Source organism: Streptomyces sp. NPDC090022 (assembly GCF_044748145.1).
Taxonomy (GTDB): domain Bacteria; phylum Actinomycetota; class Actinomycetes; order Streptomycetales; family Streptomycetaceae; genus Streptomyces.
Window position 1 is genome coordinate 163,413 of record NZ_JBIVFN010000013.1, and the last position, 21,844, is coordinate 185,256.

At 72.2% G+C, this 21,844-nt stretch carries 15 protein-coding genes and 1 pseudogene; 10 read left to right on the forward strand and 6 right to left on the reverse strand.

All coding sequences use genetic code 11. From position 1 onward, the window contains the following. Nucleotides 1-41 precede the first annotated feature (41 nt). Nucleotides 42-3,068: an AAA family ATPase gene (locus ACIPXB_RS22960; protein ID WP_401452813.1), complete on the forward strand. Its 3,027-nt coding sequence runs from the start codon at nt 42-44 to the stop codon at nt 3,066-3,068. Between the two features lie 66 nt (nt 3,069-3,134). Here ACIPXB_RS22960 and ACIPXB_RS22965 read toward each other — a convergent pair whose 3' ends face one another. Then, nucleotides 3,135-4,304, reverse strand: a complete 1,170-nt coding sequence (locus ACIPXB_RS22965; protein ID WP_401452746.1) for a PQQ-dependent sugar dehydrogenase — start codon at nt 4,302-4,304, stop codon at nt 3,135-3,137. A 128-nt stretch (nt 4,305-4,432) separates the two neighbouring features. Continuing rightward, on the reverse strand, nt 4,433-5,440 hold the full coding sequence (locus ACIPXB_RS22970; protein ID WP_401452815.1) for an aldo/keto reductase: 1,008 nt from the start codon (nt 5,438-5,440) through the stop codon (nt 4,433-4,435). 73 nt (nt 5,441-5,513) lie between these two features. Between ACIPXB_RS22970 and ACIPXB_RS22975 the strand changes: the two genes are divergently transcribed. From ACIPXB_RS22975 to serA, 6 genes are all read left to right on the forward strand, one after another. After that, nucleotides 5,514-6,461 carry a 2-hydroxyacid dehydrogenase gene (locus ACIPXB_RS22975; RefSeq protein WP_401452748.1) on the forward strand — a complete coding sequence of 316 codons (948 nt, stop codon included), beginning with the start codon at nt 5,514-5,516 and terminating at the stop codon, nt 6,459-6,461. 274 nt (nt 6,462-6,735) lie between these two features. Continuing rightward, complete coding sequence (locus ACIPXB_RS22980) at nt 6,736-9,630, forward strand: putative bifunctional diguanylate cyclase/phosphodiesterase (protein ID WP_401452749.1); 2,895 nt, start codon at nt 6,736-6,738, stop codon at nt 9,628-9,630. Between the two features lie 221 nt (nt 9,631-9,851). Continuing rightward, a complete protein-coding gene (locus tag ACIPXB_RS22985; protein WP_401452751.1) occupies nt 9,852-11,738 on the forward strand; it encodes an acetolactate synthase large subunit in 1,887 nt (628 codons plus the stop codon). A gap of 31 nt (nt 11,739-11,769) precedes the next feature. Continuing rightward, nucleotides 11,770-12,294: an acetolactate synthase small subunit gene (gene ilvN / locus ACIPXB_RS22990; RefSeq protein ID WP_389475631.1), complete on the forward strand. Its 525-nt coding sequence runs from the start codon at nt 11,770-11,772 to the stop codon at nt 12,292-12,294. Nucleotides 12,295-12,381: 87 nt separating this feature from the next. Beyond that, nucleotides 12,382-13,383 (forward strand): ketol-acid reductoisomerase, encoded by a 1,002-nt coding sequence (ilvC, locus tag ACIPXB_RS22995; protein WP_401452753.1) that lies wholly within the window; start codon nt 12,382-12,384, stop codon nt 13,381-13,383. A gap of 272 nt (nt 13,384-13,655) precedes the next feature. Beyond that, nucleotides 13,656-15,245, forward strand: a complete 1,590-nt coding sequence (gene serA, locus ACIPXB_RS23000; RefSeq protein ID WP_401452755.1) for a phosphoglycerate dehydrogenase — start codon at nt 13,656-13,658, stop codon at nt 15,243-15,245. Between the two features lie 75 nt (nt 15,246-15,320). Here the strand turns inward: serA and ACIPXB_RS23005 are convergent. From ACIPXB_RS23005 to ACIPXB_RS23015, 3 genes and pseudogenes are all read right to left on the reverse strand, one after another. Continuing rightward, nucleotides 15,321-15,554, reverse strand: a pseudogene (locus tag ACIPXB_RS23005) (zinc-binding dehydrogenase); the annotation flags it as partial. A gap of 174 nt (nt 15,555-15,728) precedes the next feature. After that, nucleotides 15,729-16,334 (reverse strand): GPP34 family phosphoprotein, encoded by a 606-nt coding sequence (locus ACIPXB_RS23010; protein ID WP_401452757.1) that lies wholly within the window; start codon nt 16,332-16,334, stop codon nt 15,729-15,731. 146 nt (nt 16,335-16,480) lie between these two features. Continuing rightward, nucleotides 16,481-17,644 (reverse strand): PucR family transcriptional regulator, encoded by a 1,164-nt coding sequence (locus tag ACIPXB_RS23015; RefSeq protein ID WP_401452759.1) that lies wholly within the window; start codon nt 17,642-17,644, stop codon nt 16,481-16,483. A gap of 199 nt (nt 17,645-17,843) precedes the next feature. On the opposite strand from ACIPXB_RS23015, the gene ACIPXB_RS23020 reads away from it, so the two are divergent. Together ACIPXB_RS23020 and pruA are read left to right on the forward strand one after the other, a co-directional pair. Then, the gene (locus tag ACIPXB_RS23020; RefSeq protein ID WP_401452761.1) at nt 17,844-18,770 is read left to right on the forward strand and encodes a proline dehydrogenase family protein; all 927 of its coding nucleotides are present in this window, start codon (nt 17,844-17,846) and stop codon (nt 18,768-18,770) included. 20 nt (nt 18,771-18,790) lie between these two features. Continuing rightward, a complete protein-coding gene (gene pruA, locus ACIPXB_RS23025; RefSeq protein ID WP_401452763.1) occupies nt 18,791-20,422 on the forward strand; it encodes an L-glutamate gamma-semialdehyde dehydrogenase in 1,632 nt (543 codons plus the stop codon). 89 nt (nt 20,423-20,511) lie between these two features. Here the strand turns inward: pruA and ACIPXB_RS23030 are convergent, their stop codons facing one another. After that, on the reverse strand, nt 20,512-21,213 hold the full coding sequence (locus ACIPXB_RS23030; protein ID WP_401452765.1) for a nitroreductase family protein: 702 nt from the start codon (nt 21,211-21,213) through the stop codon (nt 20,512-20,514). Between the two features lie 76 nt (nt 21,214-21,289). Between ACIPXB_RS23030 and ACIPXB_RS23035 the strand changes: the two genes are divergently transcribed. After that, a complete protein-coding gene (locus ACIPXB_RS23035) occupies nt 21,290-21,841 on the forward strand; it encodes a GNAT family N-acetyltransferase (protein WP_401452767.1) in 552 nt (183 codons plus the stop codon). Nucleotides 21,842-21,844 lie beyond the last annotated feature (3 nt).

The window sequence follows — 21,844 nt, forward strand, 5'->3', positions numbered from 1 at the left end:
CCGTGTCGATAAGGGGCGGCGGCGCCCCGGATCCGTGTGCGATGCTCGGCGGCGTGGAGAGCAGATCTGTCAGCCCGGTGTTCGTCGGCCGAGCCGACGAACTGGCGATACTCACCGACGCCCTGGGCCGCGCCGCCGGCCAGGAGCCTCAGGCCCTCCTCATCGGCGGCGAGGCCGGGGTCGGCAAGACCCGCCTCACCGAGGAGTTCCTCGGCGAGGCCACCCGGCGCGGAGCCGTCGTCGCCGTCGGCGGCTGTGTGGAGATAGGGGCGGAGGGACTTCCCTTCGCCCCGTTTTCCACTGCCCTGCGCGCGCTGCGCCGCGGGCTCCCCGAGGAACTGGCCGCCGCGGCCGCGGGCCAGGAGGACGAACTGGCCCGGATCCTCCCCGAACTCGGCGAGACCCCCCGGGGCCCGCACGACGAGGAGAGCACGGCCCGGCTCTTCGAACTGACCGCCCGGCTGCTGGAGCGGCTCGCCGCCGACCGCACCGTGGTCCTCGTCCTGGAGGACCTGCACTGGGCGGACACCTCCACCCGCCACCTGCTCGCCTACCTCGTGCGCACCCTGGGCAGCGGGCGCCTCGTCATCGTCGCCACCTACCGCGCGGACGACATCCACCGGCGCCACCCGCTGCGCCCCCTCCTCGCCGAACTGGACCGGCTGCGCACCGTCCAGCGGATCGAGCTGGCCCGCTTCAACCGGGCCGAGGTCCGCCGCCAGCTGGCCGGGATCCTCGCCTCCCAGCCCGAGGAGTCCCTGGTCGACTCGGTCTTCGACCGCTCCGACGGCAACGCCTTCTTCGTCGAGGAACTCGTCGCGGCCCTGGACCGGGGCTGCCGCACCGGGCTCACCGAATCCCTGCGCGACCTGCTGCTCGTCCGCGTCGAGGTGCTGTCCGAAGCCGCCCAGCGGGTGGTGCGCGTCGTCGCCGAGGGCGGCTCCACCGTCGAGTACCCGCTGCTCCTGGCCGTCTGCCGGCTCACCGAGGACGAGCTGATCGAGGCCCTGCGCGCCGCCGTCGGCGCCAACATCCTGCTCGCCAGCCCCGACGGCGACGGCTACCGCTTCCGGCACTCGCTGGTCCGCGAGGCCGTCAGCGACGACCTGCTGCCCGGCGAGCGCGCCCGCGTCAACCGCCGCTACGCCGAGGCCCTGGAGGCCGACGACTCGCTGGTGCGCGCCGAGGAGCGGGTCATCCGGCTGGCCAGCTACTGGTACTGGGCCAACGACCCTGCCAAGGCCCTGCCCGCCGTCCTCGACGCCTCGGTGGCCGCCCGCCGCCGGCACGCCTACTCCGAACAGCTGCGCCTGCTGGAACGGGCGATGGAACTGTGGGACGGCGCGCCGCAGGAGGTGCGCCAGGCGCTGCGCCCCGTGGACTACACCGAGGTGTATCCGCCGTGCGGCTGCGCCCCGGCGACCACCCCGCTGGTGCGGCTGGACCTGCTGGCCGAGGCCACCGTCGCCGCCCGCTTCGGCGGGGAGCGCGAACGCGCCCTGAAGTTCACCAAACTGGCGCTGCGCCTGCTGGAGGACGACCACGACCCGCTGCGCGCCGCCTGGTTCTGGACCGAGCGCTCCCGGCTGGTCTCCAGCCTGGCCCGCGGCGACGGCTGGCAGGAACTGGGCACCGCCCAGGAACTGGTCCGGGGGCTGCCCCCGTCCCACGTGCACGCCGAGGTCCTCATGCGCGTCGCGGGCTGGGGCATGCTGCACAACCCCGGCCCCGACAACCTGGCGGCGGCCGAACGCGCCGTCGAGTACGCGCGGATGGTCGGCGCGGAGGAGGTCGAACTCAACGCCCGGGTCACGGTGGGCAGCCTGCTCACCGACGCCGGTGATCCCCAGGCGGGCCTGGCCGCCATGTTCGAGGTCAAGAACCGGGCCGCCGAGCGCGGATACGCGATGCTCGCGGGTCGTGCGCATATCAATCTCACCTCTCAGCTGGAAAGCATGGGCCGGTCCCGGGAAGCGGTGGAACTGGCCGAACAGGGGGTACAACTGGTCAGCAAGTCACGGCTGCTGGACACCGAGGCGTGGATCAGCGGCAACATGGCGGAGAGCCTGTACAGCCTCGGCCGCTGGGACGAGGCCGCCGACGCGGCCCGGCGCACCCTGCGCGTCGGCCAGAGCGCGGCCCCCCGCGGCTCCGCCTCCGCGCGCCTGGCCTACCTGGCCCTGGCCCGCGGTGAACTGACCGAGGCGGCTGCCCGGCTCGCCGCCGCCCACGAGCACTTCGGCACCCACGACACCCAGCCCCAGCACCGCATCCCGCTCTACCGCCTGGGCGTCGGCGTGGCGGCCGGCGAGGGCCGCATCGCCGACGTACGGGCCGAGACCGCCGCCGCGATCGCCGACGGATTCCCCCTCGGCCACCACCGCTACGCCTGGCCGCTGCTGCTGGCCGCCGCCACCGCGGAGGCCGACTCCCGGGGCCTGCCGGCCGCGGACGCCGGCCGGGAGGCCGCCGTGAGCGCGCTGCGCTCCGCCGCCCGCACCCTGGCGACGCCGGTACCGGTGTGGGAGGCCCACGCCGAATACGTCCACGCCGAACTCCGGCGGGCCGAGGGCAAGGACACCGTCGACGACTGGAGCGCCGTCGAGGCCGCCATCCGCCCGCTGGAGCGCCCCTACCTGCTGGCCCGTGCCCGCCACCGGCTCGCCGAAGCCCTGCTGGCCGCCGGCGCCGACCGGGACGGGGCCGTGGCGCAGCTGCGCCACGCCCACGAGGCCGCCTGCCGACTGGGCTCGCGCCGGCTGCGCGAGGACCTGGAGCTGCTCGCCCGGCGGGCCCGTCTGCCGCTCGGCGAGGACGCCACCCTGCCGGTCGAGGCCGAGACGCACACCGACCCCGTGGAGGAGCTGGGCCTGACCAGCCGGGAACGGGACGTCCTGCGCCTGGTCGCCGCCGGGTTCAGCAACCGCCGGATAGCCGAGGAGCTCTTCATCTCACCGAAGACCGCCAGCGTGCATGTCTCGAACATCCTGGCCAAGCTCGGCGTCGCGGGCCGCGGCGAGGCGGCCGCCCTCGCCCACCGCCTCCGCCTCTTCGCCCCGACCGCCTAGCCCGCGCCTAGCCCCGCGGGAAAGGCGGAGCCGGGGGAGAGGAGAGAGGGGAGAGCGGAGACGGGGTCAGGTCACCGTCAGTGTCAGGATCCGGTCGTCGCCCGCCTCCGGGCTGCCGCGCCGGTCCGTCTCGCTGGTGACGAGCAGCAGCTTGTCCCCGCCGAGGGAGATCACCGTGCGCAGCCGCCCGTACCTGCCGTCCAGGAAGGCCTCCGGCTGCGCCACCGGTCTCGTCCCGTCCAGCGGGATCCGCCACAGCCGTTGGCCCCTGAGCCCGGCCATCCACACCGAGCCCGCGGCCCAGGCGATCCCGCTGGGGGAGGCCTCCTCGGTCTTCCACTGGGCCACCGGGTCCTTGTACCCGGCGCGGCCCGCCGTGCCCTCGGCGGCCGGCCAGCCGTAGTTGCCGCCGGGCTCGATCAGGTTGAGCTCGTCCCAGGTGTTCTGCCCGAACTCCGCCGCCCACAGCCGTTTGTCCTTGTCCCAGGCGAGCCCCTGCACATTGCGGTGCCCCCAGGAGTAGACGACCGAGTCGGCCTCCGGATTGCCGTGCACCGGCTTCCCGTCCGGGGTCATCCGCAGGATCTTGCCGCCCAGCGACGCCCTGTCCTGCGCCAGGCCCGTGTCCCCGGTCTCACCGGTCCCCACGTACAGCATCTTGTCCGGGCCGAAGGCGATCCGGCCGCCGTTGTGCACCAGGCCCTTGGGGATGCCGCGGAAGACCGTGTCGGGCGCCCCCAGCTGCTGTCCGGGCGGTCTCTGCTCGTCGTACCGCATCCGGGCGATGCGGTTGTCGGACTCCGTCGTGAAGTAGGCGTACACCAGCTTGTCCGAGGCGTACGACGGCGAGAGCGCGAGGCCCAGCAGGCCGCCCTCGCCGCCCGGCGCCACCCCGGGGACCTCACCGATCGGCGTCACCGCGCCCGTCGCCGCGTCGACCCTGCTGATCGTCCCCCGGTCCCGGGAGGCCACCAGCAGGTCCCCCTGGGGCAGCGGGGCCACACCCCACGGCGACTCCAGCCCCTTGGCGATCTCCCCGGTCACCGTGACCGAGCCCTTCGCCGGCGGGGGCGGCGCCCCCGGTGGTGTGCTCGGCCCCCGTGCGGGGCTCGTACCGGCCGTGCCGGTCGCCGTGGCCGGGGCGCCCGCCCCGCTCCCCGACGAGCATCCGGTCGCGAGCAGCGCCCCGCACCCCACCAGTGCCACCGCCGTCAGCCGCATCGGTCCGTACCGCATGGTCCCGCTCCCTTCGGTCCCGCGAACACCGCCTCACACCCGACTCAACAGACCTGGCCGCCCACGAAGTTCCGCCGCTCGTACACCCGATCGAGTGGTGTGAGCGGGCCGGGACCGGGGAACGGCCCTCAGTCCCAGGCTCCCACCGCCACCGGCAGGGCCGCGATCTCGGCCAGGTCGGCCGCGGTGAGCAGCACGGCCGCGGCCTCCGCGTTCTCCGCGGCCAGCGCCGCCCGCTCGGCTCCCGGCACCGGCACCACCTGCGGCCCCTGGGCCAGCACCCAGGCCAGCGCCACCTGGGCCGCCGTCACCCCGTCGCCGTGACGTTTCGCCACCCGACGCAGGCCCGCCACCAGCACCTGGTTGGACGCCATCGCCTCGGCGGTGAACCGCGGGTGCCGGGCCCGCGCGTCGCTCTCCTCGAACCCCTGGCCCGGCGTGAGCGTCCCGGTCAGGAAGCCGCTGCCCAGTGGCATCGCCGCCAGGAACCCCACGCCGCGCGCCGCGCACCACGGCAGCAGCTGCCACGCCGCCTGCGGCGACCACACCGACAGCTCCGCCTGCACCGCGCTCACCGGGAACACCTGCTGCGCCCGCTCCAGGTGCCGCAGCGTCACCCCGTACGCCCGGTCCCCGCGCCGCCCCGCACCGGGCCCGGCGCCCGCGCCCACCGCGCAGAACCCCAGCGCCCGCACCTTCCCCGCGCCCACCAGCTCCGCCATCGCGCCCCAGGTCTCCTCGACCGGCACCTCCGGATCCACCCGGTGCAGCTGGTAGAGGTCGATCACATCGGTCTGCAGCCGCCGCAGCGACGCGTCGCAGGCCCGCCGCACATGGCTCGGCCGCCCGTTGGCCACCACGTGCTGGTCGCCCACCATCAGCCCGACCTTGGTCGACACGAACGCCTGCGCGCGCCGCCCCCGCAGGGCCCGGCCGACCAGCAGCTCGTTGGTGAACGGCCCGTACATGTCGGCCGTGTCCAGCAGGTTCGCCCCCAGGTCCAGCGCCGTGTGCACGGTCCGCAGCGACTCCGTGCCCTGCCGCCGGGAGGCCGCGTACGCCCAGCTCATCGGCATGCAGCCGAGCCCGATCGCGCCCACTGTCAGCGCCGACGCCCCGATTGACCTGCGCTCCACGCCCGCGTCCCCCTCCGTCTCCCGGACCCAAACTAACGGCTTGATCGCGATGCCTTCGCATAGCCTCGTGATCATGACCTCAACGACCGCGGACGTCTGGCTTCCCTTTCCGGCCCGGGAGATCGACGGCCTGCCCGCTTCCTTCCAGTACCGACAGTGGGACGGCGAGGAGCAGTTCCCGGCGGACCCCGCCGACTGCGTCTTCTACGTCACCCCCTACATGAAGCCGCCGGAGGTGGTCCTGCGCCCGCTGCCCCTCATGCCGAAGCTGCGCGTGCTGCAGACCCTGACCGCCGGCACGGACCACGTGCTGGGCGGCATCGAGGACCTGCCCCCCGGCGTACGGCTGTGCAACGCCCGCGGCGTCCACGACGCGAGCACGGCCGAACTGGCCCTCACCCTCACCCTCGCCTCCCTGCGCGGCGTCCCCGGCATGGTGCGCGGCCAGGACCGCGAGGAGTGGCACTTCGGGTTCTACGAGGCGCTCGCCGACAAGGCCGTGCTGATCGTCGGGTACGGCGCCGTCGGCGCGGCCGTCGAGGACCGGCTCGCGCCCTTCGAGTGCGCGCGGATCACGCGCGTCGCGCGCTCGGCGCGCACCACCGCGCGCGGGCCCGTACACGCCCTCGCCGACCTGCCCGGGCTGCTCCCCGAGGCGGACGTGGTGATCCTGTCGACGCCGCTGACCGACGCGACCCGGGGGCTGGCCGACGCCGCTTTCCTCGCCCGCATGAAGGACGGCGCCCTGCTGGTGAACATCGCGCGCGGTCCGGTGGTGGACACCGGGGCCCTGCTGGCGGAGCTGGAGTCGGGGCGGCTGCGCGCGGCGCTCGACGTCACCGACCCCGAGCCGCTGCCCGCCGGGCACCCGCTGTGGCACGCCCCGCATGTCCTGATCACGCCGCACGTCGGCGGCAGCAGCTCGGCGTTCGAGCCCCGGGCCAAGCGTCTGCTGGCCCGCCAGCTCACCCGGTTCGCGGCGGGGGAGCCGGTCGAACACACCGTAATGATCACGGAATGAGTCCGAATGTGCACGCTCCGGATCCGTTCGCGTGCGTACTGTGTCCACAACCCCCCGCATGGTAACGGAGAGTAGACAGTCTATATCCCTGAGTGACGAAAGTGGTGTATCGTCCGGAACAGGGGGATGCGCCACGAACGGTCTGGCGCTGGGGAGTGATCGGACACTTTGGGGGGCGACGGGCGATGCACGGCCAATGGACGAAGGATCCGACGCGGCGGAGCCGCCGCGGGCGACGCTCCGGCGCGCCGAAACCGGCCACCGAGGGGGGCCGGTGAGCGCCCCCGGGGCGCTCCTGGCCCAGCCGCCGGTCCAGAGCGGCGGCAAGGGTCTGGCGGCGCAGCTGACGCTCGCGCTGATCTGCGGCGGCTATGCCGTCGGCGCCGCCTTCGGCTGGGGTTCCGAGCAAGTCGCCCTGATCATGGGCGACTTCGGGCTGTGCGCCGCCGGCCTGCTGGCGGCCGTCTCCTGCTACCACTACGCGCGGACCAACGACAGCCGTGAGCGCCCCGCCTGGCTGCTGTTCGCGTTCTCCTCGCTCATGGGCGCCGGCGGCAACGCGGTCTGGGGCTGGTACGAGGTCGTCCTGGGCCGCCCGGTCCCCGAGCCGTCCGTCGCCGACTTCGCCTTCCTCTGCTTCGCGCCGCCCGCCATCGTCGGCCTGCTCGTCCTCGCCAAGCGCCCGGTCACCCGGGCCGGCTGGGTCTGCCTGGCCCTGGACTCCTGGCTCATCGGCGGCTCGCTGCTGACCCTGTCCTGGAGCCTGGCGCTCGCGCACACCGCGCAGACCGCCCAGTCCGGCGCCCCGGGCAGCGTCCCGCGCGCCGCGCTCTCGCTCGCCTACCCGCTCCTGGACATCGCGCTCGTCTCGATGGTCCTCGTGCTGCACTTCCGGCGCTCCGCCGGGAACCGCTCCGCGGTGAACACCGCCATCGCCGCCCTCGCGCTCACCGTCCTCAGCGACGCGCTGTTCACCTCGCCCCTGCTGCGCGCCAGCTACCAGTCCGGGCAGCTGCTCGACGCCGGCTGGTTCGCCGGCTCGCTGCTGCTCGCGTACGCGCCCTGGGGGGCCCGCCGGTTCCACCACGTGCCGCAGGGCGCCGGGCGCCCGCGCGGGGCCCGCCCGGTCAGCCGGCCGATCACCGGCTCGCTGCCCGCGCTCACGCCCTACCTGGCCGCGGCCGTGTGCACGCTGGGCATCCTCTACAACGTGGTGGACGGCCGGAAGGTCGACCGGGTCGTCGTCTTCACCGGGTGCACGGTCGTGCTCGCCCTCGTGGTCCGTCAGGGCATCATGCTGCTCGACAACATCGCCCTCACCCAGGAACTGGCCCAGCAGGAGAACCACTTCCGCTCCCTGGTCCAGGGCTCCAGCGACGTCATCATGATCGCCGCGCCCAGCGGGACGCTGCGCTACGTCAGCCCCGCCGCCGCCGGGGTCTACGGCCGCGAGGCGGAGGAGCTCGTCGGCTCCCAGCTCTCCGCCCTGATCCACCCCGACGACCTCGGCCGGGTCGTCCACGAGGTCCGGCGCTTCCTGGCCGCGCCGCCCGCCGAGGAACCCACCACCCGCATCGAGTGCCGCTTCAAGTCCGGCAGCGGCGAGTGGCTCAACGTGGAATCCACCGTCAACCGGCACCACGGCGGGCTCATCCTCAACAGCCGGGACGTCACCGAGCGGGTCCGTCTCCAGGCCCAGCTCCAGCACAGCGCCGAGCACGATCCGCTGACCGACCTGCCCAACCGGGCCCTGTTCACCCGGCGTGTACGCCAGGCGCTGACCGGCCGCCGGGCCGGCGACCACAGCACCGCGGTGCTCTTCATCGACCTCGACGGCTTCAAGGCCGTCAACGACACCATCGGCCACCAGGCCGGCGACGAGCTGCTCGTCGAGGCCGCCCGGCGCCTGCAGGACTCGGTACGGGCCGGGGACACCGCCGCCCGCCTCGGCGGCGACGAGTTCGCCGCTCTGATCCAGGGCGACGGCAGCCGTGACCGCAGCGCCCGCGAGTACCAGGTCCACGAGATCGCCGACCGGCTGCGCACCACCCTCTCCCAGCCGTACCGCATCGCGGGCAGCGAGGTCCGGGTGGCCGCCAGCATCGGTGTGGCCTTCGCCGACCCCGGCATCACCCCTTCGGACCTGATGCGCAACGCGGATCTCGCGATGTACCGGGCCAAGGCGGGCGGCAAGGACCGCGTCGAGCTGTACGCGCCCCAGATGCAGGCCGAGGTCGTCCGCAAGGCCGAGCTCGCGGGCCGGCTGCGCAGCGCGCTCCACGACGGCGAGTTCGCCCTGCTCCACCAGCCCGTCGTCTCGCTGGCCACCGGCGAGATCACGGCGGTGGCGGCCCAGGCCCGCTGGCGCTCCACCCAGGGGATCCTCTTCACCCCGGCCGAGTTCCTGCGCGTCGCCGAGCACAACGAGGGCCCCGACGGCCCCGTCGCGCCCGCCGGTCCCGCCGCCGGCGCCGGAGGGCGCACGGCGGAGCTCGGCCGCTGGCTGCTGGAGGAGGCCGTGACGCAGGCCGCCGAGCGGCACCGGGCCGGGCACGACATCCCGGTGTCCGTCCGTATGACCGCCGAGCGGCTGCTGGACCGGGCCATGCCCCACGGCTCCCTCGAGGCCCTCCTGACCCGCCACGGGCTGCCCTCGGGCGCCCTGGTCCTGGAGCTGGCCGTCTCCGACCCCAGAGTGCCCTTCGACGACCTGGAGCGCCGACTGGCGGCCCTGCGGCGGCTCGGGGTACGGATCGCCCTGGACGGATTCGGCAGCGGCTACGCGGCGATCAGCGCCCTGCGCCGGCTCCCCGTGGACGTGCTCAAGCTCGACCGGGGCCTGGTCGAGGGCGTGGTCGAATCGACCCGGCTGCACAAGATCACGGCTGGATTGTTGCGTATTGCAAATGATCTGGGCATGCAGTCGGTCGCCGACGGCGTGGACCTGCCCGAACAGGTGACGGCCCTGCGCGCCATGGGGTGCAGCCATGGCCAGGGAATGGCGTTTTCCGGCCCCCTGGACGAATACCGGCTGCGCCGCGCCCTGGGCAGGAGTACGTTTCCAGTACCGGGCGGGGCGGCCCAGCCTGCCTTGGCCGGCGGTTCCCTGGGGGGCTCCCTGGCCATCCGGAGGGGCTCACATAATGAGACGCCCGTCCCACCCACTTGACATCAACCTCCCGGCAGAGGGAGGGTCAGTGCCATGCGCACCCGAATTCTCGTACTTGGAAAGCGCGTCGGCTGAAGCTGGGACCCAGATGTCCCCGCTCAACACACCCGACGCGCTCCCCTCGCTTGCCTGCCGGCACGAGGGGTTTTTTGTTGCACTGGCACACGTCGCATACGTGGCACACGTCGATTCCCCGTAAAACCCTCAGCTTCGAGAAGAGAATGCCGATGACCGAGCAGGCCACCGGGGCCCACCATCCGCAGCCGCGGGCCCGTACCGGCGGACAGCAGTCCCCCGCAGTTGAGCACGTCACGGGTGCGCAGTCCCTCATCCGCTCTCTCGAAGAGGTGGGGTGCGACACCGTCTTCGGCATCCCGGGCGGCGCCATCCTCCCCGCGTACGACCCGATGATGGACTCGAAGAAGGTCCGTCACATCCTGGTCCGCCACGAGCAGGGGGCCGGCCACGCCGCCACCGGCTACGCGCAGGCCACCGGCAAGGTCGGTGTCTGCATGGCCACCTCCGGCCCGGGCGCCACCAACCTGGTCACCCCGATCGCCGACGCGCACATGGACTCCGTCCCGCTCGTCGCGATCACCGGCCAGGTCTCCTCCAAGGCGATCGGCACCGACGCCTTCCAGGAGGCGGACATCGTCGGCATCACCATGCCGATCACCAAGCACAACTTCCTGGTCACCAGGGCCGAGGACATCCCCAGGACGATCGCCGAGGCGTTCCACATCGCCTCGACCGGCCGCCCCGGCCCGGTCCTTGTCGACATCGCCAAGGACGCCCTCCAGGCCCGGACCACCTTCAGCTGGCCGCCCAGCCAGGACCTCCCCGGTTACCGGCCGGTCACCAAGCCGCACGCCAAGCAGATCCGCGAGGCCGCCAAGCTCATCTGCCAGGCCAAGCGTCCGGTCCTGTACGTCGGCGGCGGCGTGATGAAGTCCGGCGCCACCGCCGAGCTGAAGGTCCTCGCCGAGCTCACCGGCGTCCCGGTCACCACCACGCTGATGGCGCTGGGCTCCTTCCCCGACAGCCACCCGCTGCACGTCGGCATGCCGGGCATGCACGGTGCCGTCACCGCCGTCACCGCCCTGCAGAAGTCCGACCTGCTGATCGCCCTGGGCACCCGCTTCGACGACCGCGTCACCGGCAAGCTCGACAGCTTCGCCCCGTTCGCCAAGGTCATCCACGCGGACATCGACCCCGCCGAGATCGGCAAGAACCGTGCGGTCGACGTCCCGATCGTCGGTGACGCCCGCGAGGTGATCGCCGACCTGATCCAGGCCGTTCAGGCCGAGCACACCGAGGGCAACACCGGCGACTACACCGCCTGGTGGAACGACCTCAACCGCTGGCGCGACACCTACCCGCTGGGCTACGACCTGCCCGACGACGGCATGCTCTCGCCGCAGCAGGTCATCGAGCGCATCGGCCAGCTGGCGCCGCAGGGCACCATCTTCGCGGCCGGCGTCGGCCAGCACCAGATGTGGGCCTCGCACTTCGTCAACTACGAGGAGCCCCGCACCTGGCTGAACTCCGGTGGCGCCGGAACCATGGGCTACGCGGTCCCCGCCGCGATGGGCGCCAAGGTCGGCGAGCCGGACCGTACGGTCTGGGCGATCGACGGCGACGGCTGCTTCCAGATGACCAATCAGGAACTGGTCACCTGCGCACTGAACAACATCCCGATCAAGGTCGCGATCATCAACAACGGTGCGCTGGGCATGGTCCGCCAGTGGCAGACCCTCTTCTACAACCAGCGGTACTCCAACACCGTCCTGCACGCCGACGAGACCGGCCACGACACGGTCGGCTCCCAGCTGGGCGAGTCCAGCGCCCCCCGCAAGGGCACCCGCGTCCCGGACTTCGTCAAGCTCTCCGAGGCCATGGGCTGTGTGGCGCTGCGCTGCGAGGACCCGGCCGACCTGGACAAGGTCATCGCCGAGGCCAACGCGATCAACGACCGCACGGTGGTCGTCGACTTCATCGTCCACGAGGACGCCATGGTGTGGCCGATGGTCGCCGCCGGCACCTCCAACGACGAGGTCATGGCAGCCCGGGGCGTCCGTCCCGACTTCGGCGACAACGAAGACGACTGAGCCGAGAGCCGAAAGAGAGAGAACGACTCACATGTCCAAGCACACGCTCTCGGTCCTGGTCGAGAACACCCCCGGCATCCTCGCCCGGATCGCCGCGCTGTTCTCCCGCCGCGGCTTCAACATCGACTCCCTCGCGGTCGGTGTCACCGAGCACCCCGACATCTCCCGCATCACGATCGTGGTCAACGTCGAGGACCTCCCGCTGGAGCAGGTGACCAAGCAGCTCAACAAGCTGGTCAACGTCCTCAAGATCGTCGAGCTGGAGCCCTCCTCCGCGATCGAGCGCGAGCTCGTCCTGGTGAAGGTCCGCGCCGACAACGAGACCCGCTCGCAGATCGTCGAGATCGTCCAGCTGTTCCGCGCCAAGACCGTCGACGTCTCCCCGGAGGCCGTCACCATCGAGGCCACCGGCGGCGCCGACAAGCTCGGCGCGATGCTCAAGATGCTGGAGCCCTTCGGCATCAAGGAACTCGTGCAGTCCGGCACGATCGCCATAGGGCGTGGCGGCCGGTCCATCACGGACCGCAGCCTGCGGGCCCTGGACCGCAGCGCCTGACCCGCTCGCATCGCGAGACCTGAAACCCTTCCTCACGTTCCCCGCCGTACGGTGGGAGCAACACCAGCGCACCAAGGAGATATCCCAGTGGCCGAGCTGTTCTACGAGAACGACGCCGACCTGTCCATCATCCAGGGCCGCAAGGTCGCGGTCATCGGCTACGGCAGCCAGGGCCACGCCCACGCGCTGTCGCTGCGTGACTCCGGCGTCGACGTCCGTGTCGGCCTCCAGGAGGGCTCGAAGTCCAAGGCCAAGGCCGAGGAGCAGGGTCTGCGCGTCGTTTCCGTGGCCGAGGCCGCGGCCGAGGCCGACGTCATCATGATCCTGACGCCGGACCCGATCCAGGCGAAGGTCTACGAGGAGTCCATCAAGGACAACCTCAAGGACGGCGACGCGCTGTTCTTCGGCCACGGCTTCAACGTCCGCTACGGCTTCATCAAGCCCCCGGCCAACGTGGACGTCGCCCTCGTCGCCCCCAAGGGCCCGGGCCACCTGGTCCGCCGTCAGTACGAGGAGGGCCGCGGCGTGCCCTGCATCGCCGCCGTCGAGCAGGACTACACCGGCGAGGCCTTCAAGCTGGCGCTCTCCTACGCGGCCGGCATCGGCGGCACCCGCGCCGGCGTCATCAAGACCACCTTCACCGAGGAGACCGAGACCGACCTGTTCGGTGAGCAGGCCGTCCTCTGCGGTGGTGCCTCCGCTCTGGTCAAGGCCGGTTTCGAGACCCTGACCGAGGCCGGCTACCAGCCGGAGATCGCGTACTTCGAGTGCCTGCACGAGCTGAAGCTCATCGTGGACCTCATGTACGAGGGCGGCCTGGAGAAGATGCGCTGGTCGGTCTCCGAGACCGCCGAGTGGGGCGACTACGTCACCGGCCCCCGCATCATCACCGACGCCACCAAGGCCGAGATGAAGAAGGTCCTCGCCGAGATCCAGGACGGCACCTTCGCCAAGACCTGGATGGCCGAGTACCAGGCCGGTCTGCCGAAGTACAACGAGTACAAGAAGGCCGACGAGGAGCACCTGCTGGAGACCACCGGCAAGAAGCTGCGCAAGCTGATGAGCTGGGTGGACAGCGAGGAGAACTGATCCTCGGCGGCGGGGCCGGCACGTACGCGTCCCGGCCCCGCCGCACACCGGCTCCGGCCGGAATACGGCCCTTCCGTAGTGCAGCTTGTCCACCCCGGCCAACCCCGGACGGGTGATCCTTCCGGACAGGCGGAAAACCCGCCCCCCGCCGCCACTACACTGCTCAACACATACGCGTCAGGCCCACAGTGTCGTGCGTCTTCCACGCGGTTACCCCCTCCACCGCCTGCGGCCTCGGGACGGCCGTCCGCACTGGACTTGTGAGGACCCACGTGAGCTCGAAACCTGTCGTACTCATCGCCGAAGAGCTGTCGCCCGCGACCGTCGAGGCGCTCGGCCCCGACTTCGAGATCCGGCACTGCAACGGCGCGGACCGCGCGGAGCTGCTCCCCGCGATCGTGGACGTGGACGCCATCCTGGTGCGCTCCGCCACCAAGGTCGACGCCGAGGCGATCGCCGCCGCCAAGAAGCTCAGGGTCATCGCCCGCGCGGGCGTCGGCCTGGACAACGTCGACGTCTCCGCCGCCACCAAGGCCGGCGTGATGGTCGTGAACGCCCCGACCTCCAACATCGTCACCGCCGCCGAGCTCGCCTGCGGTCTGCTGATCGCCACCGCCCGCAACATCCCGCAGGCCAACACCGCCCTGAAGAACGGTGAGTGGAAGCGGAACAAGTACACGGGTGTCGAGCTCAGCGAGAAGACCCTCGGTGTCGTCGGCCTCGGCCGCATCGGTGTGCTGGTCGCCCAGCGCATGTCCGCCTTCGGCATGAAGGTCGTCGCCTACGACCCCTACGTGCAGCCCGCGCGCGCCGCCCAGATGGGCGTCAAGATGCTGACGCTGGACGAGCTGCTGGAGGCCGCCGACTTCATCACCGTGCACCTGCCCAAGACGCCCGAGACCCTCGGTCTCATCGGCGACGAGGCCCTGCACAAGGTGAAGCCCTCCGTCCGGATCGTCAACGCCGCCCGCGGCGGGATCGTGGACGAGGCCGCGCTGTACTCGGCGATCAAGGAGGGCCGCGTCGCGGGCGCCGGCCTCGACGTGTACGCGAAGGAGCCCTGCACGGACTCCCCGCTCTTCGAGCTCGACCAGGTCGTCTGCACCCCGCACCTCGGCGCGTCCACGGACGAGGCCCAGGAGAAGGCCGGTGTCTCGGTCGCCACGTCGGTACGCCTCGCCCTCGCCGGTGAACTCGTGCCGGACGCGGTCAACGTCCAGGGCGGCGTCATCGCCGAGGACGTCCGTCCGGGCCTGCCGCTCGCCGAGAAGCTCGGCCGGATCTTCACCGCCCTCGCGGGCGAGGTCGCGGTCCGGCTCGACGTCGAGGTCTGCGGCGAGATCACCCAGCACGACGTCAAGGTGCTCGAACTCTCCGCGCTCAAGGGTGTCTTCGAGGACGTCGTCGACGAGACGGTCTCCTACGTCAACGCCCCGCTGTTCGCGCAGGAGCGCGGCGTCGAGGTCCGCCTGACCACCAGCTCGGAGTCCCCGGACCACCGCAACGTGGTCATCGTGCGCGGCACCCTGTCGGACGGTCAGGAGGTCTCGGTCTCCGGCACCCTCGCCGGTCCGAAGCACCTGCAGAAGATCGTCGGCATCGGCGACTACGACGTGGACCTGGCGCTCGCCGACCACATGATCGTGCTGCGCTACACCGACCGCCCCGGCGTCGTCGGCACCGTCGGCCGCCACCTCGGCGAGGCCGGTCTGAACATCGCGGGCATGCAGGTCGCCCGTGCCGAGGAGGGCGGCGAGGCCGTGGTCGTGCTGACCGTGGACGCGGCCGTCCCGGTCAACGTCCTCGCGGACATCGCCACCGAGATCGGCGCGTCGTCGGCCCGCTCGGTCAACCTGGGCTGAACGGCACGGCCCACCTGAGCGCGGACAGGGCCCGGGGGTCTCCCCGGGCCCTTTCGCTTGCCCTGCGCCACGGCGTCAGACGGTGATCACGACCTTCGCGCGGGCGTGCTCCACCTCGACGTACCGGATGGCCTCGGACGCTTCGGCCAGCGGGTAGGTGCGGTCGACGCGGGGCGTGATGTCGCCGGACGCCCCGTTGACCAGGACGCGCTGTCCCGGCTGCACCCGCCCCAGGTCGCGCAGCCCCATGAGGGCGGTGTTCCCCGCCAGTGGCAGCGCGGCCGCCTGTTCGAACGTCAGCCGGTCGGGTGTGCGCTCCACCAGGTGCTCCGGAGCGCATGGGTCTCCGTAACCTGCGCGTACGACGGCCCGAACTCGGCCCCGGTCGGCCGGAATCGGCCCTACGCCTGACGGTAGGGGAAGGACCCGCGCGCGGGCATCGGGGAAGGACCCTAGGGAGGCTGTCGGGGATGCCGCGCGGTGTTACTGGGCCCGCCAGATGTTGTCGAAGGCGGCGTCCTCGACGGCGCGGCGCCGGCGGACGCCCTCCAGCTCCAGCAGCGCGTCGTGGACGGCGGCCAGGACGGCCGCGACCGTGTCGTCGGTCACCTCCGGCGCGTCCGTGCCCTCCTGCGCGCCGACGCCGAGGGCCGCCGCGAAGGCGGCGAGGACCGGCTCGCCCGTGGCCAGGCGCTCGGCCGCACGGCGACGGCCGGGCGTATCGGACAGCTCCGTACGGCCGCCGCGCAGACCCAGGCCGCGGGAGCGCCGGCGGGCGAGCAGCCCCTCGGACTCGAACGCCGTCCGGTAGGCCGCGGCCAGGCCGTCACCCCGGCGCCACAGCCAGTCCGCGACCGGCTCGTACGGCGGCGCGGCGACGACCGCGGCCGCGGCCGCCTCCAGCAGGGCGTCGGCCGGGGCCGGCCGGTCGCCCGGCGCGATCCGGTCGCCGTCCAGGGAGACCGCCCCGGCGGCCAGGAGGTCGATCAGCTCGGCCCCCGCCAGCGCCAGGGCGAGGTCGCCCCGTTCCACCTGCCGGTCGGACGGTACGTCCAGCGTGATGGTCATCAGGTCCCGCGGTGTGGTCATGACGGCTCCACGTCAGTCGTGTCAGGACATGCCCGGGAACGGCTACGGCCCCCGGGGACCAGCAGATCATCTCCGGCCCGCCCGCGCGCGCCCGACGGCGAGAATTCCCGATTCCGTAAGAACCGGATCCACGGGTCGGCCGGCCGTCAGCCCTGCAGCCGGGCCGCCTTGAGGGCCATGTGGAGCAGCAGCCGGTCCTCGCCCTCGTCCAGGTCGAGACCGGTCAGCTGCTCCACACGGGAGAGCCGGTAGTACAGCGTCTGACGGTGGATGCCCAGGGCCGCCGCCGCGCGCCCCGCCTGCCCCGCGCAGTCCAGGAACACCTCCGCGGTGCGGGCCAGTTCCCGGTGCGCCGGGCCCAGCAGCGCCCGGGTCGCCGGGTCACCGGGGGCGTTCCCCGCGAGCGCCGCCAGCATCCGGTACGCCCCGATCCGCGACCACTGGGCCACCGGTCCGAGCCTGGGCTGCGCCACCGCCGCCCGGGCCGCCGCGACCGCCTGTTCCCAGGCCGTCCCCAGCTCCGCCGGTCCCCGGGAGGGCTCCGCGACACCCGCGGCGGCCCCCTCGGGCAGCAGCCGGGTGGCCGCCGTCAGCGCCGGGCCCAGGGCGTCGGACGAGCGCAGCCGGACGAGCACGGCCAGTGCCCCGCCGCCCTGCGTGCCGGGGTCGGCGTCCTCACCGTGCGGCCCCGCCCGCCAGGGGGCCACGCACACCGCCGCCGCGCCGGGCACCGTCGGGGGCGCGTCCCCCGGCCACGGCGCCACGCACACCATCGCGTGCAGTCCGTCCGCCCCCGGTCCCAGCGCCACCCGCAGCGCGGCCACCGCCATGTCCCGCTGCCAGCCCCGGCCGGCGGTCAGCACGGCCCGGAACTCGCGCGAGAGGTCCGCCCCGGCCTTGGCCTCCTCGGCCAGCAGCACCCCGATGCGGGCGGCCACCTCCATGGCCGCGTCCAGCTGGCCGGGGTCCGGCCCCGGCTCGGCGTCGAGCAGCCACACGTACCCCTGGACGATGCCCCGGAAGCGGGCCGGCAGGCAGATCCGCCCCCGGAAGACCCCCGCGTCGGGGGCGGCCGGGATCCGTACCGGCCCGCTCGCCCGGGCGATGCCGAAGGCCTCGAACCAGGTGCGCACGGCCGGTGTGGACTGGCGGGTCAGGATCGAGCGGGTGCGGACCGGGTCCATCGCGAGGTCGTCGTCGCTGTCGTGGGCGCCGAAGGCGATGAGGCGGAAATCCCGGTTCTCCAGCGTCGCGGGGGCGCCCAGCAGCGCCGAGATCTCGTCCACCAGGTCCTGGTAATCGCCCTTCACCCGGACATTCTCCCACCCCTCGGCGGTGTCCTCAGACATCTGTATGAGATCGCGGACACGGATGCGTGACAGCTGTCGATGGCCGACGATCGAGGCGATCCTTAGGTTTCACGGTGGTTCTACTTGCGTTCCTTTTACGGCCTCCGCCTTCACTGGCGGTGTCCGGCATTCGCTTTCCGCCACCCGTTGGAGGTGCCCCGTGCTGGGTCCCGCGATCCTCGCCGCGTCCCGCAGCGACAAGATGCGCCGAATCGTCTCTGCCGCTCCGGTGACCAAGCCCGTGGTGAACCGTTTCATCCCCGGCGAGACGGTCGACCAGGTCATCCCGATCGTCATGGACCTCACGGGCAAGGGCCTGGAGGTGACCCTCGACGTGGTGGGCGAGGACATCACGACCGTGGAGCAGTCCCACGCGGCCCGTGACGCCTACCTGGAGCTCATCGCGGAGCTGGCGCACCTGGAGCTGGGCGAGCGGGCCGAGATGTCGGTCAAGCTGTCCATGTTCGGCCAGGCCCTGGAGGGCGGCCACGAGCTGGCGCTCGCCAACGTCCGCCCGGTCGTCGAGGCCGCCGCCGCCATCGGCACCACCGTCACCCTGGACGCCGAGGACCACACCACCCTCGACTCGATGTTCGCGATCCACGAGGAGCTGCGGAAGGACTTCCCGCAGACCGGATGCGTCATCCAGGCCTACCTCTTCCGCACCGAGGCCGACGCCCGCCGCCTGGCCGCCGCCGGCAGCCGCGTCCGCATCGTCAAGGGCGCCTACAAGGAGCCGGCCGAGGTCGCGTACCAGGACAAGGCGGAGATCGACAAGGCGTACGTCCGCATCCTGAAGATCCTCATGGAGGGCGAGGGCTACCCGATGATCGGGTCGCACGACCCGCGTCTGATCGCCATCACCCAGGAGCTGGCCCGCAAGGCCGGGCGCAAGCTGGACGAGTACGAGTTCCAGATGCTGTACGGCATCCGCAGCGAGGAGCACCTGCGGCTGGCCGCCGAAGGCCACCGGATGCGCGTCTACACGGCGTACGGCACGGACTGGTACGGCTATTTCATGCGCCGCCTGGCCGAGAAGCCGGCCAACCTGCTCTTCTTCGTCCGCTCGATGATCACCAAGAACTAGGTCAAGGAGTTACCAGACCCATGGATGCTGTGACCCAGGTCCCCGCGCCGGTCAACGAGCCGGTCCACTCGTACGCCCCCGGCAGCGCGGAGCGCGCGCGCCTCGAAGCCCAGCTCAAGCAGCTGGCCGAGAACCCGATCGACCTCCCGATGACCATCGGCGGCGTCAAGCGGATGGGCGCCGGCGAGCGCTTCGACGTGGTCCAGCCGCACGACCACAAGTCGGTGCTCGGTACGTACGCCAACGCCACCCAGGACGACGCCCGCGACGCGATCGAGGCCGCCCTCGCCGCCGCCCCGGCCTGGCGCGCGACCTCCTTCGACGACCGCGCCGCGATCATCCTGCGCGCCGCCGAGCTGCTCGCCGGCCCGTGGCGCGAGAAGCTGGCCGCCTCCACCATGCTCGGCCAGTCCAAGACCGCCCAGCAGGCCGAGATCGACACCCCGTGCGAGCTCGTCGACTTCTGGCGCTTCAACGTGCACTTCGCCCGGCAGATCCTCGCCGAGCAGCCGGTCGCCAACTCCGCCGGCGTGTGGAACCGCAGCGACCACCGCCCGCTGGAGGGCTTCGTCTACGCGATCACGCCGTTCAACTTCACGGCCATCGCGGGCAACCTGCCCACCGCTCCGGCGCTGATGGGCAACGTGGTCGTCTGGAAGCCGTCCCCGACGCAGACCCACTCCGCGGTCCTCCTGATGGAGCTCCTGGAGGAGGCGGGCCTGCCCAAGGGCGTCATCAACCTGGTCACCGGCGACGGCATCGCCGTCTCCGAGGTCGCCCTGGCCCACCCGGAGCTGGCCGGCATCCACTTCACCGGCTCGACCAAGACCTTCCAGTACCTGTGGAAGACGGTCGGCAACAACATCGAGACGTACAAGTCCTACCCGCGCCTGGTCGGCGAGACCGGCGGCAAGGACTTCGTCGTCGCGCACCCGTCCGCGGACCGCGCGATCCTCAAGACCGCGCTGACCCGCGGCTCCTTCGAGTTCCAGGGCCAGAAGTGCTCGGCGTCCTCGCGCGCCTACATCCCGGCCTCCATCTGGAACGACGGCTTCAAGGAGCAGTTCGCGGCCGAGGTCGACGGCATCACGATGGGCCCCGTCACCGACCTGTCGAACTTCATCGGCGCGGTCATCGACGAGCGCTCCTTCGCCAAGAACAAGGCCGCGATCGACCGCGCGAAGGCCGACCCGACCTGCACCATCGTGGCCGGCGGCACGTACGACGACTCCGAGGGCTACTTCGTGCGCCCGACCGTGATCGTGTGCACGGACCCGGAGAACGAGGTCTTCACGACCGAGTACTTCGGCCCGATCCTGGCCGTGTACGTCTACGAGGACGCCGACTTCGACGCGATGCTGGCCCAGATGGAGTCCGTCTCGGCGTACGCCCTGACCGGCTCGGTCATCGCCGCCGACCGCTACGCGGCCGCGGACGCGATGGAGAAGCTGCGCTTCGCCGCGGGCAACTTCTACATCAACGACAAGTCGACGGGCGCCGTCGTCGGCCAGCAGCCCTTCGGCGGCGGCCGTGCCTCGGGCACCAACGACAAGGCGGGCGCCGCCTCCAACCTGCTGCGCTGGACCTCGACCCGCTCCATCAAGGAGACGCTGGTCCCGCCGACCGAGTACGGCTACCCCCACATGGGCTGACCACGCCCTGCGCATGACCCCGCCCCCGTTCCGGTACCCCCAAGTCCGGAGCGGGGGCGGTCTCCATGTCCGGGCCTTCCCCGAAGTCCCTAGATCTCGGTCAGGACCTGGTCCAGGGACTTGCGGGTCAGGTCCGGGACCTCGCAGTCGTCCGCGGGGTAGCCCACCGGGATGACGGCGAAGGCCTTCTCGTTCTCGGGCCGGTTCAGGACGTGGGAGAGGAAACGCATCGGGCTCGGGGTGTGGGTCAGCGCCGCCAGACCGCTCAGGTGCAGGGCGGTCAGGAGCATGCCCACCGCGATGCCGACCGACTCGTCCACGTAGTAGTGCTTGCGCTTGGTGCCGTCCGGGCCGAGCCAGTACCGCTGCTGGAACACCACGATCAGCGCCGGGGCGTCCGTCAGGTGGGTCTTGACCGCGTCCGTGCCCAGCGGGCGCAGCGCCGCGAGCCACTCGTCGCCGAGCCGGCCGTCGTAGGAGATCTGCTCCTCCTGCTCGGCCGCCGCCCGGATCTGCCGGCGGATGGCGGGGTCCTTGACCAGGACGAACGTCCATGGCTGCTGGTGCGCGCCGGAGGGGGCGGTGGCCGCGCAGGCGATCGCGTCGCGGACGACCTGCTCGGGCACGGGGTCGGGGGAGAAGTGGCGCACGGTGCGGCGTTCGTCCATCCGGGCCCGCAACTCGGCGGCGCGGACCAGGGATTCGCTGCTCGGCATCCGGTCGGGACGGTAGGCGACGGGGCGGTAGGGCTCGCCGTGGGTGGGCGTCCACTGCTCGGTGGTAGGCGACATGGGCCGAGTCTGCCCAGGTGCGGACCGGGCGGCTAGAAATGTGCCAGCCGATTCCTGGCGGGTGGACACTGGTTGTATGACCGATACACGGACACGGACACGGCTCGCGCATACGTCGCAACTGGGCGACCGAGCGCTGGAGGAGATCCGGTCCCTGCTCGACGCCGCCTTCGACGGCGACTTCTCCGACGAGGACTTCGAGCACGGGCTCGGCGGGATGCACGCCCTGGTGCACCAGGACGGGGAGCTGGTCGCCCACGGCAGCGTCGTGCAGCGGCGGGTGGTCCACGGCGGAGCCGCCCTGCGCACGGGGTACGTCGAGGCCGTCGCCGTACGGGAGGGGTACCGGCGCCGGGGGCTGGGGAACGCGGTCATGGGCGGGCTCGAAGGGGTGATCGCGCGGGCCTATGTGCTCGGGGCGCTGTCCGCCTCCGACGAGGGCGCCGCGCTGTACGCCGGCCGCGGCTGGCGGGTGTGGGGCGGGGAGATCGGAGCGCTCTCGCCCGGCGGACCGCTGCGGCTGCCGGAGGAGGAGGGCTCCACGTACGTGTGGACGCCGCCCGGTGGGGTCCGGCCGGACCCCACCGGGCGGCTCGACTTCGACTGGCGGGACGGGGACGTGCTCTGAGTA